12 protein-coding genes are annotated in these 13,205 nt (G+C 54.1%); 1 reads left to right on the top strand and 11 read right to left on the bottom strand.

The annotated features are described in order from the left end of the window. Window positions 1–3: 3 nt before the first annotated feature. Complete coding sequence (gene cmoM / locus KI228_RS08350; RefSeq protein ID WP_054177197.1) at window positions 4–783, bottom strand: tRNA uridine 5-oxyacetic acid(34) methyltransferase CmoM; 780 nt, start codon at window positions 781–783, stop codon at window positions 4–6. A 135-nt stretch (window positions 784–918) separates the two neighbouring features. Between cmoM and elyC the strand changes: the two genes are divergently transcribed. Further along, window positions 919–1,698, top strand: a complete 780-nt coding sequence (elyC, locus tag KI228_RS08345; protein WP_044256330.1) for an envelope biogenesis factor ElyC — start codon at window positions 919–921, stop codon at window positions 1,696–1,698. On the opposite strand, the gene KI228_RS08340 is transcribed toward elyC, so the two are convergent. The 10 genes from KI228_RS08340 to cmk all read right to left on the bottom strand — a co-directional run bounded on the left by KI228_RS08340 (window position 1,675) and on the right by cmk (window position 13,102). After that, window positions 1,675–2,568 carry a YcbJ family phosphotransferase gene (locus KI228_RS08340; RefSeq protein ID WP_044256333.1) on the bottom strand — a complete coding sequence of 298 codons (894 nt, stop codon included), beginning with the start codon at window positions 2,566–2,568 and terminating at the stop codon, window positions 1,675–1,677. The genes elyC and KI228_RS08340 overlap by 24 nt on opposite strands. A 152-nt stretch (window positions 2,569–2,720) precedes the next feature. Further along, window positions 2,721–3,467: a 3-deoxy-manno-octulosonate cytidylyltransferase gene (kdsB, locus tag KI228_RS08335; protein WP_043001188.1), complete on the bottom strand. Its 747-nt coding sequence runs from the start codon at window positions 3,465–3,467 to the stop codon at window positions 2,721–2,723. Continuing rightward, window positions 3,464–3,646, bottom strand: coding sequence for a protein YcaR (gene ycaR / locus KI228_RS08330; protein ID WP_042320194.1), 183 nt, complete (start codon window positions 3,644–3,646; stop codon window positions 3,464–3,466). Before ycaR ends, kdsB begins: the two co-directional genes overlap by 4 nt. Window positions 3,647–3,697: 51 nt before the next feature. Next, window positions 3,698–4,930, bottom strand: a complete 1,233-nt coding sequence (locus KI228_RS08325) for a winged helix-turn-helix domain-containing protein (protein WP_044265759.1) — start codon at window positions 4,928–4,930, stop codon at window positions 3,698–3,700. A 41-nt stretch (window positions 4,931–4,971) separates the two neighbouring features. Further along, window positions 4,972–5,949, bottom strand: a complete 978-nt coding sequence (gene lpxK, locus KI228_RS08320; protein ID WP_061070319.1) for a tetraacyldisaccharide 4'-kinase — start codon at window positions 5,947–5,949, stop codon at window positions 4,972–4,974. Beyond that, window positions 5,946–7,694: a lipid A ABC transporter ATP-binding protein/permease MsbA gene (msbA, locus tag KI228_RS08315; RefSeq protein WP_043001191.1), complete on the bottom strand. Its 1,749-nt coding sequence runs from the start codon at window positions 7,692–7,694 to the stop codon at window positions 5,946–5,948. The genes lpxK and msbA overlap by 4 nt, the downstream gene beginning before the upstream one ends. A gap of 36 nt (window positions 7,695–7,730) precedes the next feature. After that, the gene (locus KI228_RS08310) at window positions 7,731–9,995 is read right to left on the bottom strand and encodes a ComEC family protein (RefSeq protein WP_061070320.1); all 2,265 of its coding nucleotides are present in this window, start codon (window positions 9,993–9,995) and stop codon (window positions 7,731–7,733) included. A 204-nt stretch (window positions 9,996–10,199) separates the two neighbouring features. Then, complete coding sequence (ihfB, locus tag KI228_RS08305; RefSeq protein ID WP_002463068.1) at window positions 10,200–10,484, bottom strand: integration host factor subunit beta; 285 nt, start codon at window positions 10,482–10,484, stop codon at window positions 10,200–10,202. 147 nt (window positions 10,485–10,631) lie between these two features. After that, entirely contained in the window at window positions 10,632–12,305 is a 1,674-nt protein-coding gene (gene rpsA / locus KI228_RS08300) for a 30S ribosomal protein S1 (RefSeq protein WP_042320207.1), read from the bottom strand. 113 nt (window positions 12,306–12,418) lie between these two features. Next, a complete protein-coding gene (gene cmk / locus KI228_RS08295; protein ID WP_042320210.1) occupies window positions 12,419–13,102 on the bottom strand; it encodes a (d)CMP kinase in 684 nt (227 codons plus the stop codon). Window positions 13,103–13,205 lie beyond the last annotated feature (103 nt).

Below are 13,205 nucleotides of genomic sequence, written 5' to 3'. Positions count from 1 at the left end.
AGGTTATCCTTGCATCTGCGGTTTACGCGCGGTGACGTGAATGTAACGACCCAGGCTGACATACGGCTCCAGGCGACAGTAACGCGTTTCTAATTCAAGCAATATCTCATAACAGTCACGCTGCTGATGTTTCTCACGCAGATAATCATGAAACACGCGCACCCCGGTTTTCCCGGTGATCTGCCAGCCCATCTGTTCCAGCCACTGGTAAACCTCTCCTGGCTCACGCGGATAGTCTGGTGAAAGGGTACGCTTCTTACGTTTGGGCATCCCTATCTGCACGTAGTCAAAGTTCCCCGCCACCATGTTATGCATCAACAGGCCGTTGGCATTGTAGAACATTAATGACAGTACGCCACCGGGACGCAATACCGACCAAAGGGTCTCTAACACGCTGACCGGATCGGCGACCCACTCCAGCACAGCGTGAAACAATATCAGATCAACGGAGCTTTCCAAATGCGAAGCGACGTCCTGAGCAGCGCATTGTATAAAATGCATGTTGTGGCTCACACCTTTGGCTTCTGCCGCCCGTTGCGCACGGGCGATCATCTCACCGGAGACGTCACACAACGTCACGTGATGACCACGTTCTGCCATTTTAATGGCCGTTTGTCCTTCACCGCCGCCAGCGTCCAGCACACGAAGTGGTTGCGCGCCGAAGTCTGTCAGAATAAGGTCGAGATCCTGCCACAGGATAGCCTGCCTTAGCTGCCCTTTTGTGGTGCCGTAAATATTACGGGAAAACTTCTCAGCAATGTCATCAAAATTGCGATCCCGCATCGGGCTCTCCACAGGCTGGCTTAGCTGTTCTCTGATAAAACCGCTATTTTGTCACACCCGCGCGGAGAATGAACCTCTCTGGTGTAATATCACGATTATTCTTCTGCTGTATGGTCAAAAAAGGAACCAAAAAGGATGCTTTTTACGCTGAAGAAAGTGATTGGCGGCATGCTGTTGCCTCTCCCTTTTCTGCTCTTGATGATGGGTATCGGTCTGGCACTGCTGTGGTTTAGCCGTTTTCAGAAAACCGGCAAGGTATTTATCAGCCTCAGTTGGCTGGTACTGTTCCTGCTCAGCCTGCAACCCGTTGCAGACCATCTGCTGCGCCCGATAGAAAATAGCTACCCCACCTGGCAGGATACGCAGAAAGTTGAATACATCGTCGTGTTAGGCGGCGGCTATACCTGGAACCCGCAGTGGGCGCCCAGTTCTAACCTGATCAACAACAGTTTGCCGCGTCTAAATGAGGGAATACGTCTGTGGCGGGCTAACCCGGGTTCGAAATTGATTTTTACCGGCGCGAATGCCAAAACCAATCCGGTGAGTACGGCAGAAGTTGGCGCACGGGTGGCGCAATCGCTGGGGGTGCCGGAAGAGGATATCATCACACTCGACAAGCCTAAGGATACGGAGGAAGAAGCCGCTGCCGTGAAGCAGGCTATCGGCGACGCGCCATTCCTGCTGGTCACTTCAGCCTCTCATCTGCCGCGAGCAATGATTTTCTTTCAGCAGGCAGGGTTAAATCCGCTGCCGGCTCCGGCGAATCAACTGGCTATCGATTCCCCGTTGAATCCGTGGGAGCGGGCAATCCCCTCTCCCGTCTGGTTGATGCATAGCGATCGCGCAAGCTACGAGACGCTGGGGAGAGTCTGGCAGCGGTTGAAAGGCTCGTCAGGCGAGCCAGGGCAGGAGTGATTTCGCAGCGAGATCAAAATGAGATCGGTTAAAGCGCCCGGTATTGACCAGTTGCGCCACTTCATCCCATAACACGTATAACCAACGCCGCCAGATGAACGATTCCGCCACTGGCGCGCGTTGCAGGTAGTGCCAGAGTAGTCCTTCCGCCAGCGTGTTATCTACCAGCCGGAACAGTTCGTACTCCCGTGGTGCCCAGAGCATAATACCAGGCCCCACCATCGCCAGAAGCTGGTCGCTCCGGGCGTCTTTTAACATGCTGCGCAGACTAAAATTGCCATGCACCAGCACACAGTTGTCGTTAAAGCCGTCAAACAGCGCGGGCAGACATTCGCGGGTGCGAAACAGAATGCGCTTATCCTGCATGGTTAGCCCGGTGTTGTTGAACTGACTGAGCGTACTCCAGAGCACCTCAACCCGCTGACGATACCAGGAAGGCCAGATATTCTCCTGCGTATTGTCCACCGCACCGACACACCCCCGGCTATCCTGGCGGTGCCAGGCCAGTAACCCTTCGACAATCTGATCTTTGAGCTGCTCCCAACGCTCCGGCGTCCGGGCCGGCGCTTCAACGGGGACGCCACGCAGACGTTCCAGCAGTAAGACATCCGGACCGGGATGTTCATCGTGAGTCATCACCCCATAAATGACCGGCATTCGCACGGTGCCGCTACGCGCTAACATGGTGGTTTTCCAGGCCAGTTGTTGCGCGACCCCCGGCGTGGTGAAACTTTGGGCCATCAGCGGCATTGGGTTGCCCTGGCTGTCATAGAGCGACCACAGTGCTGTGTCGACTTTTTCATTCACGCATTCAATGCGGCTCAGTTTTTCGCCCAGTAAATGACTTAATTCGGCGCGCAGCTGTTCCATTCAGATTGCCCTCATAAAAGCTACTGCTTTTATAATGAGCGCCACACCGACGGATGTCACCCGGATGAGATCAATTGTTGAAAAGAAAAAGCGTGGAAAATCGTAACGGTACGACACTCCTCTCACTAAAGAGCGGAGTGTCGTAAAGAAAATTAACGCATTTCAGCGCGAACGCGCTCGAGGTCTTCTGCGGTATCAACACCGGTGCCAGGCACCTCTTTTGCCACAGCCACGTGGATTTTTTCGCCGTACCACAGCACGCGGAGTTGCTCTAGCATCTCGATGTTTTCCAACGGGCTGGGCTCCCAGCTCACATAGCGGCGGATAAATCCGGCGCGGTAGCCGTAAATGCCGAGATGTCGCAGGAAATTATCGCCGACGGTCTCGCGACTTTTCGCAAAACGATCGCGATCCCAGGGGATCGTTGCACGCGAGAAATACAGCGCATAGCCTTCGGCATCCAGTACCACCTTCACTGCATTCGGATTGAACGCCTCTTCCGCGCTATGAATCGGTGCCGCGAGCGTGGCCATTCCAACCTGACGCTGCGCCAGGTTTTCTGCCACCTGGCGAATAATGATGGCCGGGATCATCGGCTCATCACCCTGCACATTGACAATCACGGTGTCATCACTGAAACCACACTTCTCAACCACTTCAGCCAGACGTTCTGTCCCGGACTGGTGATCGACGCGGGTCATGCACACTTCTCCACCCGCCACTTCAACGGCGCGTGCGACCTCTTCATGATCGGTCGCGACAATAATACGCTCAGCGCCGGATTCACGGGCGCGTTCCAGCACATGCACAATCATCGGTTTACCGTTGATGTCCTGCAACGGTTTACCCGGCAGACGCGTGGAGGCGTAGCGGGCAGGAATAATGACGACAAAACTCATGATTTACGCTCATCAGCCGCTAATACACGGGCCTCGGTTTCCAGCAAAACGGGAATGCCATCACGCAGTGGAAAAGCGAGGTTATCCAGTTTGCAGATCAGTTCTTGTTTTTCCTGGTTGTACCAGAGTTTGCCGTTACAGACCGGGCAGGCAACGATTTCAAGCAGTCGATGATCCATAGTTCCTCCAGATGGACCGGGTAATGAATGCAGAGATCTTATCATACTCGCTCATGCGACTGCGTCTATTTCCCACCCCTGTCGACATTGCGTAAATATCCCTGCCGGACAGCGGCCGAGCGTCACGCGAACGGCATTCTGCCAGCGGGCAAAATCGGTTATCGCCTGCTGTAGCCCATTTTGCAGCGTCACTCCTGGCTTTACGCCTTCTTGCAGATAGAGAGAAATCACTTCCAGTACGCCCGTCTTACGGTGCATTTTGGCGTCCATCCGCCCCACCAACTGACCCCGGTGCAGTAAAGGCAGGACAAAATAACCATACTGGCGCTTTGGGGCTGGCGTGTAGCACTCCAGCCGATAGCTGAAATCGAACAGTTGCTCCGCACGTTTGCGATCCCAAACCACCGGATCAAACGGCGACAGTACCGCGCTATGCGTCGCTGTCAGCTTGCCTGCCTGTGCCTGTTCAAGTAGCGGCAGCAAATCCGCATGCAACCACAGCCGACCAAGTTTTTCGACCTCTACCGGAATGATGTACTGCTGTTCAGCCCGCACGTCGCGCCAGTTTTGTAACTCAGGACGTTTCAGGCGGTAGTAATCTGCCAGCCACTGCTCACGAAAAATACCCAGGCTGCGCGCACTGTTGTCCAGCATGACAGATTCTGCTTGCGCCCGGGGTAGCAAATCGCGTTCATCATCCCAGTGTGGCATCACGCGATGAGTGAGATCGTACACGCGCTGGAAATTGCGACGCTCAATCACCATCACTTTTCCTGCCGTAAACAACCCTTCCAGATGCAGCTTGTGCGGCTTCCAGTCCCACCAGCCGCTGTTGCCTTTACGCGGATGCTCAAAGTCAGCCGAGCGTACCGGTCCATTTTGATGAATATGCTGCAACAGTTGCTCAATTTCGCCGGCATGCTCTTCCATCCACGCCGCCTGGTACTTCCAGCCCATTTTTTCAGGTGCCAGCATCCGGTGGCGTATCAGCGTAAAATCACTACGCGGCAGGAAACAGGCCTCATGGGCCCAGTACTCCATCAGTTCACCCTGCGCCAACGCATCATCCAGCCACTGTGGGGTGTAATTGCCCAGTCGACTGAACAACACAAGGTAGGGACTGCGGGCGACAATATTGATGGTATCGATTTGTAGTAGCGACATACGGGTAATCGTCGGCAGGATATCGCTTGCCAACGCGCGACGACGTGGTTTTTTTAACAATCCCTGGGCGGCGAGATGAAGGTTACGGGCATCCGTAAGTGAGAGGTACGGCAACGACATTCATGATTCCCTCATTTGTACGCTGCCGTCATGGTGGTGCGCTAACGTGTCAGCGAGATCAATTTTTCGAGTAATGTCTCAGGTTCAGTCCCCGACAAATGTGCATCGACAGGAAGATACCACCAGTTGTCTTCGGCAAAGGCGCGGCACTTCACGGCGTCCTTCTCCGTCATGACCAGCGTTTGCGACCCGTTTAGTAGGCCGTTGACATCCTGCGAAGTCAATGCCTGATGATCCGCCAGAGGAACACATTTTTGCGGCTGTACGCCACAGGATTCTAACGTGGCAAAAAAGCGTGGCGGATGACCAATACCGGCCATTGCCACGACATTTTGCAATTGTGCGACATCACGGCGCTCACCGGTACGCAGGTTCACAGCCTGTCCTGGCGCCAGATGCATCGGGATCTCGCCCGCCTGCGGAATACCGCCATTAACAATAACCGCATCCACCGTTTTCAGGCGACCTGCTCGCTCCCGCATCGGACCTGCCGGTAGCCACCAGCCGTTGCCGAAGCGACGAACGCCATCAACCACCACAATCTCGACATCGCGCGCCAGACGGTAGTGCTGAAGACCATCATCAGTAACGATAATCTGCACATCGTGATGCGCCAGAATCGCTTTTACCGCGTCAGCCCGGTTGGGCGATACGGCAACTGGCGCGCCGGTGCGCTGATAAATCAGCACCGGCTCATCACCCGCTTCCGCCGTGGTGGTTTCGGCATTCAGCAGCAAGGGATAGGACGCGGCTTTGCCGCCATATCCACGAGAAACTACCCCAACGCGAAGACCGCGCTGCTGAAGTTGTTCCACCAACCAGATCACTACCGGCGTTTTGCCATTGCCACCTGCCGTCAAATTACCGACCACCACCACCGGCACCGGTGCGCGCCAGGCGCGTTTGATCCCGAGCGTGTAGCACAGACGGATCGCCCCGCTCACCAGGCCGTATAGCCAGGAAAGTGGGAGTAACAGTCGCCACAAGGGCGACTCACCGGACCAGATGCGTGCGATCATTGACCAAATTGCATTTTGTGCAGTTGCGCGTAAACGCCACGGTGTTCCAGCAGCTCGTTGTGCGTACCGCGCTCCACAATCAGCCCATCTTCCACGACCACAATTTCATCGGCCTGTTCGATAGTTGAAAGGCGGTGCGCAATCACCAGCGAGGTGCGGTTTTTCTGCAGTTCGTCCAGCGCCGCCTGAATGGCGCGTTCAGATTCGGTATCCAGCGCTGACGTGGCTTCATCAAGGATCAGAATCGGGCTGTCACGCAGTAAGGCGCGCGCGATGGCGATACGTTGACGTTGACCACCGGAAAGCAGCACGCCGTTTTCACCGATCACCGTATCAAGGCCGTTATCCATCTTATTGATAAAGTCCATGGCATAAGCCATACGAGCCGCTTCTTCGATCTCCTCACGGCTATACTGCTCAGTTCGCGCGTAGGCGATGTTATTCGCCACCGTGTCGTTGAACAGATGTACGTTCTGCGACACCAGCGCGACCTGATTACGTAATGAGGCTAGGGTGTATTCCCGCAGATCGTGACCATCCATCAGGATTTCACCTTCATTGATGTCATAGAAACGCGTGATCAGACTGGCAATGGTTGATTTGCCGGAACCTGAACGCCCCACCAGCGCAACGGTTTTGCCCGCCGGAATTTTCAGGTTGATGTTACGCAGCGCCGGTACTTCGCGCCCCGGATAGGTAAAGGTGACATTGCGGAATTCCAGATCGCCGGTCGCACGCTCAATCACACGTTTACCTTCGTCTTTTTCCTGCTCGCTATCCAGGATGGCAAATAAAGTCTGGCATGCGGCCATCCCACGCTGGAACTGGGCGTTAACGTTAGTCAACGACTTCAACGGACGCATCAGGGCGATCATTGAGGAGAAGACCACGGTGATCGTCCCTGCCGTCAGGCTGTCCATCACGCTTGGGAAACTAGCCGCGTACAGCACAAACGCCAGCGCCAGTGAAGCGATCAACTGGATGACAGGATCGGAAATGGAAGAGGCAGAAACCATCTTCATCCCCTGCAAACGCATCTTGTTACTGACTTTGTCGAAGCGCTTCGTTTCCACTCCCTGTCCACCGAAGATCAGTACCTCTTTGTGGCCTTTCAGCATCTGCTCCGCGCTGGTTGTCACCTGCCCCATCGTATTCTGCATATTCTTACTGATAGCACGAAAACGTTTGGAGACTACGCGAATCGCGATCGACACAATAGGCGCCAGCACAACCAGGATTATCGACAATTGCCAGCTGTAATAGAACATCATGATGAACAGGCCGATAATCGATGCACCTTCACGCACAACGGTAATCAGCGCACCGGAAGACGAAGAGGCTACCTGTTCAGAATCATAAGTAATACGAGACAGCAGCGTCCCGGTAGACTGTTTGTCAAAGAAGGAAACCGGCATTCCCATCATATGACCGAACAGGCGACGACGCATGGTCATCACCACTTTGCCGGATACCCAGGAAATACAGTAGCTGGAGATATAGCTGGTAATACCACGTAAAATCATCAGCCCAATAACCACCAGCGGCATCCAAAGCAACACTGAGCGATCTGTTTTACCAAAACCATCGTCCAGTAATGGTTTGAGGAGCGATAACATGAAGGTATCGCTGGCCGCGTTGAGGATTAACGCAACACCCGCCACGATCAGACCCGATTTGAAAGGCGCAATGGTTGGCCACAGTCGGCGAAACGTCTGCCACGTAGAGAGATCTTTATCGTTATGCATTCAAGAAACCAGCATCTGTTGAAATAGCCGCATATTCTACCCGTTATCGTCTGACACGCCAAACCACTGATGATACCAACGAGGTAAAATTTGCTCCCGCAGGCTGATCGCCTGCCAGCCCTGTGTTGAAAAATCCAGCGAAATTTGCCCCTGATGCGGGGTATCACACCACCGGTAACCCTGTTGCAGATAGCGTTGCTTCACCTTCCATGACGGCAATCGCCAGGCGTTATAGCGTGAGGCGGAGACCAGCGCCACGTTGCCACTAACGCGCTGAAGTAACGCCAGTGAAGAAGAGGTATTGCTGCCATGGTGTGGTACCTGGATTGCCGTCGCCAAAAGATGCTGCCAGTAATGACTGAGCATTTTCAGTTCCGCGGGGGACTCTATATCGCCCGTCAGCAGAATACTGTGCGTACCATCATCAATCTTTACGACGCAAGAGTGATTATTCCCCTGCGTCGGGTCTCCTTTCAACGGCCAGTGCACGCTAAAACGCAGTCCCTGCCATTGCCACGTCTCACCGCGGTAACACGGCAGATGCCCCTGCCAGCCTAACGGACTGCGCACCCAAAGCGCTGGCCAGGTTGTCTGCAAAGAGTGTAGTCCACCGCGATGGTCGAGATGCTCATGGCTGAGAATAATCCCCTCTGGTTGCAAGTGGTGCCAGCGCAGCCACGGAATGATTATCTGCTGGGCGCTGTCACCTCCCGGCCAGGCCAGCCCGGTATCGTAGAGTAACGCTTTACCATTACGGGCGATAACTATCGCTAACCCCTGCCCGACATCCAGCATGTGCACCTGCCAGGCGTCAGTGCGCACCGGACTCCAGAACGGCCAGCTCAGCAACGCCAGCGTCGCCAGACACAGGCCGGGGAAAACGCGCCAGGCGATAAATCGCCAACCGGGTAGCATCAACCAGGGGACAAAGACCAGCCACTGCCAACGGGCATCAATGTTGATCCACCCCGCAGGCAAGTGATTGAGCGCCCAGAATAGTGCAGCCAGTGAGCGATCGGCCAGATACCAGAGTCCGCCCTCAAGAAGCAGCGGACCAGTGAGATGGACCACCATTCCGGCGAGGATCAGCGGAACGCTGACAAACGTAACCAGCGGGACAGCAAACAGATTCGCAGCAAACGACGTCAGGCTGATACCGTGGAACAGTGCGATTTGTAGCGGCATGAGCAGCAAGGTAATCCCCAGTTGCAGGTGTGCCAGTTCAACCAGCAAGCGCCAGGCACGTGATGTGGGACAGGCGGGGCAAGGAAACCATTGGTACCAGAATAACAGCGCCGCAACGGCAAAGGCCGAAAGCCACAGGCTTTGCGAGATCACGGCGACGGGATCAACAACCAGAATAGCCGCCAGACAGCAGCACCAGACTGACCATCCGCTCCATTGCCGCCCGCATAATTTCAGTGCTCCCCACACCAGCAGCGCCACCACCGTACGTAGCGCCGGTGGTTGTAACCCGGTCAGCCAGGCGTAAAACGCTGCGCAAATTAGCCCGCCAATCACAGGATGTTGCCAGCGAATTGCACCGACCGGCAGCAGAAACTGCACGCCGCGAATCAGAGCAGCTGCCAGTAAAGCCGCAAAAGCAATATGCAGGCCGGAAATTGCCATCAGATGCGCCGTGCCGGTATCGCGCATGATCGCTTTGACTTCCTGTGGCACCAGCAGGCGCTCCCCCATCCCCAGACCTAGTATTACCTGCTGCCAGGGATAGTTTTCCAGAGAATCCGTTAACGAGGCGAGATAGCGCGCTCGCCAGCTGCATTTGCTATCGACAATCTTTGCCTGTAAAAATCGGCCAGTGAGCGGCTGATGCTGTGCCAGGGCATAACGCTGACTATCAAATCCGCCGTCATTTAACTCGCCGTGCATGGCACGGACCTTCAGCGTCATCGCCCAACGTTGTCCCGCGCACGGCGCGATTGGCAAATATTGGTTATAAAGCACAATACCGACGGCAGGGAAAAGCCGATGCCCATTAAGATGCGTGATCAGCCCGGCATGTGTCATCATGCTATCCGTGGCCGTCAGCTCAACGATGGTCTCCTGCGTGGCGGCGGGCAACGTATTTCCCGCCCACAGCGACTGTTTCGCCGCCATGACGCCCCAGAGAAAAAACAGCAGGAGAAGCCCAGCGTACTGTGCCACTTTCCAGCGGAGCAGACCGAGCAGACAGGCCAGCACAAACAGGATGCTAACAAGCCATTCCCCCGGCAGCGCAGGTAGCAAAAATAAAGGGAAAATACCCCCTAATGCACACAGACTGACCGTCGTTAATTTCATACACACCTCCGTGTTGGCGGCAGTGTGCAGGTCTGAGCCGGGATTGTCAGGAGGAGAATGAAGGATTTACGGCCATGATTCCGCGATTTTCATCGCCGCCCGGCAATGTGCAACATGAAATGCGAGCGGCATTCCAGGGTTGAAAAGCAGGCAAGAAAAAAGCACCGTAAAGGTGCTTTTCTGAGGTTACGTTGTGCGAAAAACTTAACCGTAAATATTGGCGCGATCGCGCAGTTCTTTACCCGGCTTAAAGTGCGGAACGTATTTCCCTTCCAGATCCACTTTGTCGCCAGTCTTCGGGTTACGCCCGGTACGTGGTGCACGGTAGTGCAAAGAAAAGCTGCCGAAACCGCGGATTTCAATACGCTCGCCCTGTGCAAGAGTCGAGGCCATATGCTCCAGCATCTCTTTGACCGCATCTTCAACCGCTTTCGCGGGAATATGAGATTGCTGAGTGGCAAGTCTTTCAATCAATTCTGACTTGGTCATGATTCCTCCGGTTCCAATAAGCTGCTGCTGTTGCATTGATTAAGGGCGGCCGTAGCCGCCCTTTGTCATTGATTACAGAACGAATTCTATAATCTGTCAAGTATTCTCATCTGACTTCGGGACGAAACCTCCCAAAGTATCAAAGAATTACTCGCCTTTAGCTGCTTTGAAAGCTTCAGCCATTGCGTTGTTGGAGAAGTTTGCATCTTCCTGTTTGTTAACAGTTGCGATGGCATCTTTCTCATCAGCTTCGTCTTTAGCACGAACAGACAGGCTGATTGCACGGTTCTTACGGTCAACGCCGGTGAATTTAGCTTCAACGTCGTCACCCACGCTCAGAACCAGGGTAGCGTCTTCAACGCGGTCACGGGATGCTTCAGAAGCGCGCAGGTAACCTTCAACGCCGTCAGCCAGTTCTACGGTTGCGCCTTTCGCGTCAACTGCAGTCACTTTACCGTTTACGATTGCGCCTTTCTTGTTCAGTGCAACCCAGTTGTTGAACGGATCTTCTGCCAGCTGTTTAACGCCCAGAGAGATACGCTCGCGCTCTGCGTCAACCTGCAGAACAACTGCTGCGATTTCGTCGCCTTTTTTGTATTCACGAACTGCTTCTTCGCCTGCAACGTTCCAGGAGATGTCAGACAGGTGAACCAGGCCGTCGATGCCGCCGTCCAGGCCGATGAAGATACCGAAGTCAGTGATAGACTTGATTTTACCTTCAACACGGTCGCCCTTGTTGTGGGTTTCCGCGAACTGCTGCCATGGGTTAGATTTGCACTGCTTCAGGCCCAGGGAGATACGACGACGTTCTTCGTCGATATCCAGAACCATAACTTCCACTACGTCGCCAACGTTAACAACTTTGGACGGATGGATGTTTTTGTTGGTCCAGTCCATTTCGGAAACGTGAACCAGCCCTTCAACGCCTTCTTCGATTTCAACGAAGCAGCCGTAGTCGGTCAGGTTGGTTACGCGACCGGTCAGTTTAGTACCTTCCGGATAACGCTTAGCGATAGCTACCCACGGATCTTCGCCCAGCTGTTTCAGGCCCAGAGATACACGGGTACGTTCGCGGTCGAACTTCAGCACTTTAACAGTGATTTCGTCGCCAACGTTTACGATTTCGCTCGGATGCTTAACGCGTTTCCATGCCATATCGGTGATGTGCAGCAGGCCGTCAACGCCACCCAGGTCAACGAATGCACCGTAGTCAGTGAGGTTCTTAACGATACCTTTAACTTCCATGCCTTCCTGCAGGTTTTCCAGCAGCTGATCGCGCTCTGCGCTGTTTTCGGATTCGATCACGGCACGACGAGAAACAACAACGTTGTTGCGTTTCTGATCCAGCTTGATGACTTTGAATTCAAGCTCTTTGCCTTCCAGGTGCAGCGTATCGCGCACCGGACGAACGTCTACCAGTGAACCTGGCAGGAACGCACGAATACCGTTCAGCTCAACAGTGAAGCCGCCCTTAACTTTGCCGTTGATAACACCGGTAACAGTTTCAGCATCTTCGTAAGCTTTTTCCAGCGTGATCCATGCTTCGTGACGTTTCGCTTTTTCACGAGACAGCAGTGTTTCACCGAAGCCGTCTTCTACTGCATCCAGAGCAACATCAACTTCGTCGCCCACCTGGATTTCCAGTTCGCCAGCCGCGTTTTTGAACTGTTCTGCAGGAATTGCAGATTCAGATTTCAGGCCTGCATCAACCAGAACAACGTCTTTGTCGATAGCAACAACAACACCGCGAACGATGGAACCCGGACGGGTTTCGATTTCTTTTAAGGATTCTTCAAACAGTTGAGCAAAAGATTCAGTCATGTTTAATCTTCAGGTTTCATATTTAACGTCCACCTGGCTCCGTGCCGGATGGGGTTGTTTAACATACCCGCTGTCATTCCATTGCAACGGGGGTACTGCAAATTCGGTCGCTCTTAAGCGAGTGCCAGTTTTTGGCGCGCGTATTGTAGCGCTTTTTCAATCACTTGCTCAATGCTTAATCGTGTGGAATCTAAAACTAAAGCATCAGCAGCGGGAACCAACGGCGCTACAGCACGGTTTCGGTCGCGATCGTCACGTTCTTTGATCTCGGCCAAAAGGCGTTCAAAGTTAACACTAAAGCCCTTCTCCTGCAACTGTAGCATACGGCGATGTGCACGTTCTTCCGAGGAGGCGTCAAGGAAAATTTTGACCGGCGCATCCGGGAAAACCACCGTCCCCATATCACGTCCATCAGCGATCAGTCCCGGTGCTTCACGGAAAGCACGTTGACGACGCAGCAGTGCCTCACGTACGCGAGGGAATGCGGCGACCTGAGAGGCGGCATTGGCGACTTCCTGCGTGCGGATTTCACCGCTGACGTCTTCCCCTTCAAGGATCACTTCCAGATTTCCGTCGGTTGAAACAAAGCGGACATCGAGATGGGTTGCCAGCGGAACCAGCGCGTCTTCCGATGCAACATCAACATGATGATGTAATGCCGCCAGCGCCAGCACGCGATAGATTGCGCCAGAGTCCAACAGATGCCATTGCAATGCTTCCGCCATCGCTTTGCACAAGGTGCCTTTTCCTGCACCGCTTGGGCCATCAATGGTAATTACCGGGGCAATTGCCGTCATCTTTATCTCCTTAAACAGGCGTTCTGTTAACGTAAACGCCGCGCATTATACGCGCCAACGCCCACAATCGTTAACGTTGTGTGCAAAAACAGATTTAGTCTGT

The sequence above is a fragment of the Citrobacter amalonaticus genome (assembly GCF_018323885.1).
In the GTDB taxonomy this organism is placed as follows: Bacteria; Pseudomonadota; Gammaproteobacteria; order Enterobacterales; family Enterobacteriaceae; genus Citrobacter_A; species Citrobacter_A amalonaticus.
The sequence above is the reverse complement of the archived record's forward strand: the minus strand, read 5'-3'. Positions and strand labels throughout refer to the sequence as shown.

Bases quoted from the DNA above. Each gene is read 5' to 3' on its own strand.
- elyC (WP_044256330.1), top strand. From the start codon at position 919: ATGCTTTTTACGCTGAAGAAAGTGATTGGCGGCATGCTGTTGCCTCTC.
- KI228_RS08310 (WP_061070320.1), bottom strand. From the start codon at position 9,995: ATGAAATTAACGACGGTCAGTCTGTGTGCATTAGGGGGTATTTTCCCT.
- rpsA (WP_042320207.1), bottom strand. From the start codon at position 12,305: ATGACTGAATCTTTTGCTCAACTGTTTGAAGAATCCTTAAAAGAAATC.
- kdsB (WP_043001188.1), bottom strand. From the start codon at position 3,467: ATGAGTTTTGTCGTCATTATTCCTGCCCGCTACGCCTCCACGCGTCTG.
- cmk (WP_042320210.1), bottom strand. From the start codon at position 13,102: ATGACGGCAATTGCCCCGGTAATTACCATTGATGGCCCAAGCGGTGCA.
- KI228_RS08340 (WP_044256333.1), bottom strand. From the start codon at position 2,568: ATGGAACAGCTGCGCGCCGAATTAAGTCATTTACTGGGCGAAAAACTG.
- ycaR (WP_042320194.1), bottom strand. From the start codon at position 3,646: ATGGATCATCGACTGCTTGAAATCGTTGCCTGCCCGGTCTGTAACGGC.
- ihfB (WP_002463068.1), bottom strand. From the start codon at position 10,484: ATGACCAAGTCAGAATTGATTGAAAGACTTGCCACTCAGCAATCTCAT.
- cmoM (WP_054177197.1), bottom strand. From the start codon at position 783: ATGCGGGATCGCAATTTTGATGACATTGCTGAGAAGTTTTCCCGTAAT.
- msbA (WP_043001191.1), bottom strand. From the start codon at position 7,694: ATGCATAACGATAAAGATCTCTCTACGTGGCAGACGTTTCGCCGACTG.
- KI228_RS08325 (WP_044265759.1), bottom strand. From the start codon at position 4,930: ATGTCGTTGCCGTACCTCTCACTTACGGATGCCCGTAACCTTCATCTC.
- lpxK (WP_061070319.1), bottom strand. From the start codon at position 5,949: ATGATCGCACGCATCTGGTCCGGTGAGTCGCCCTTGTGGCGACTGTTA.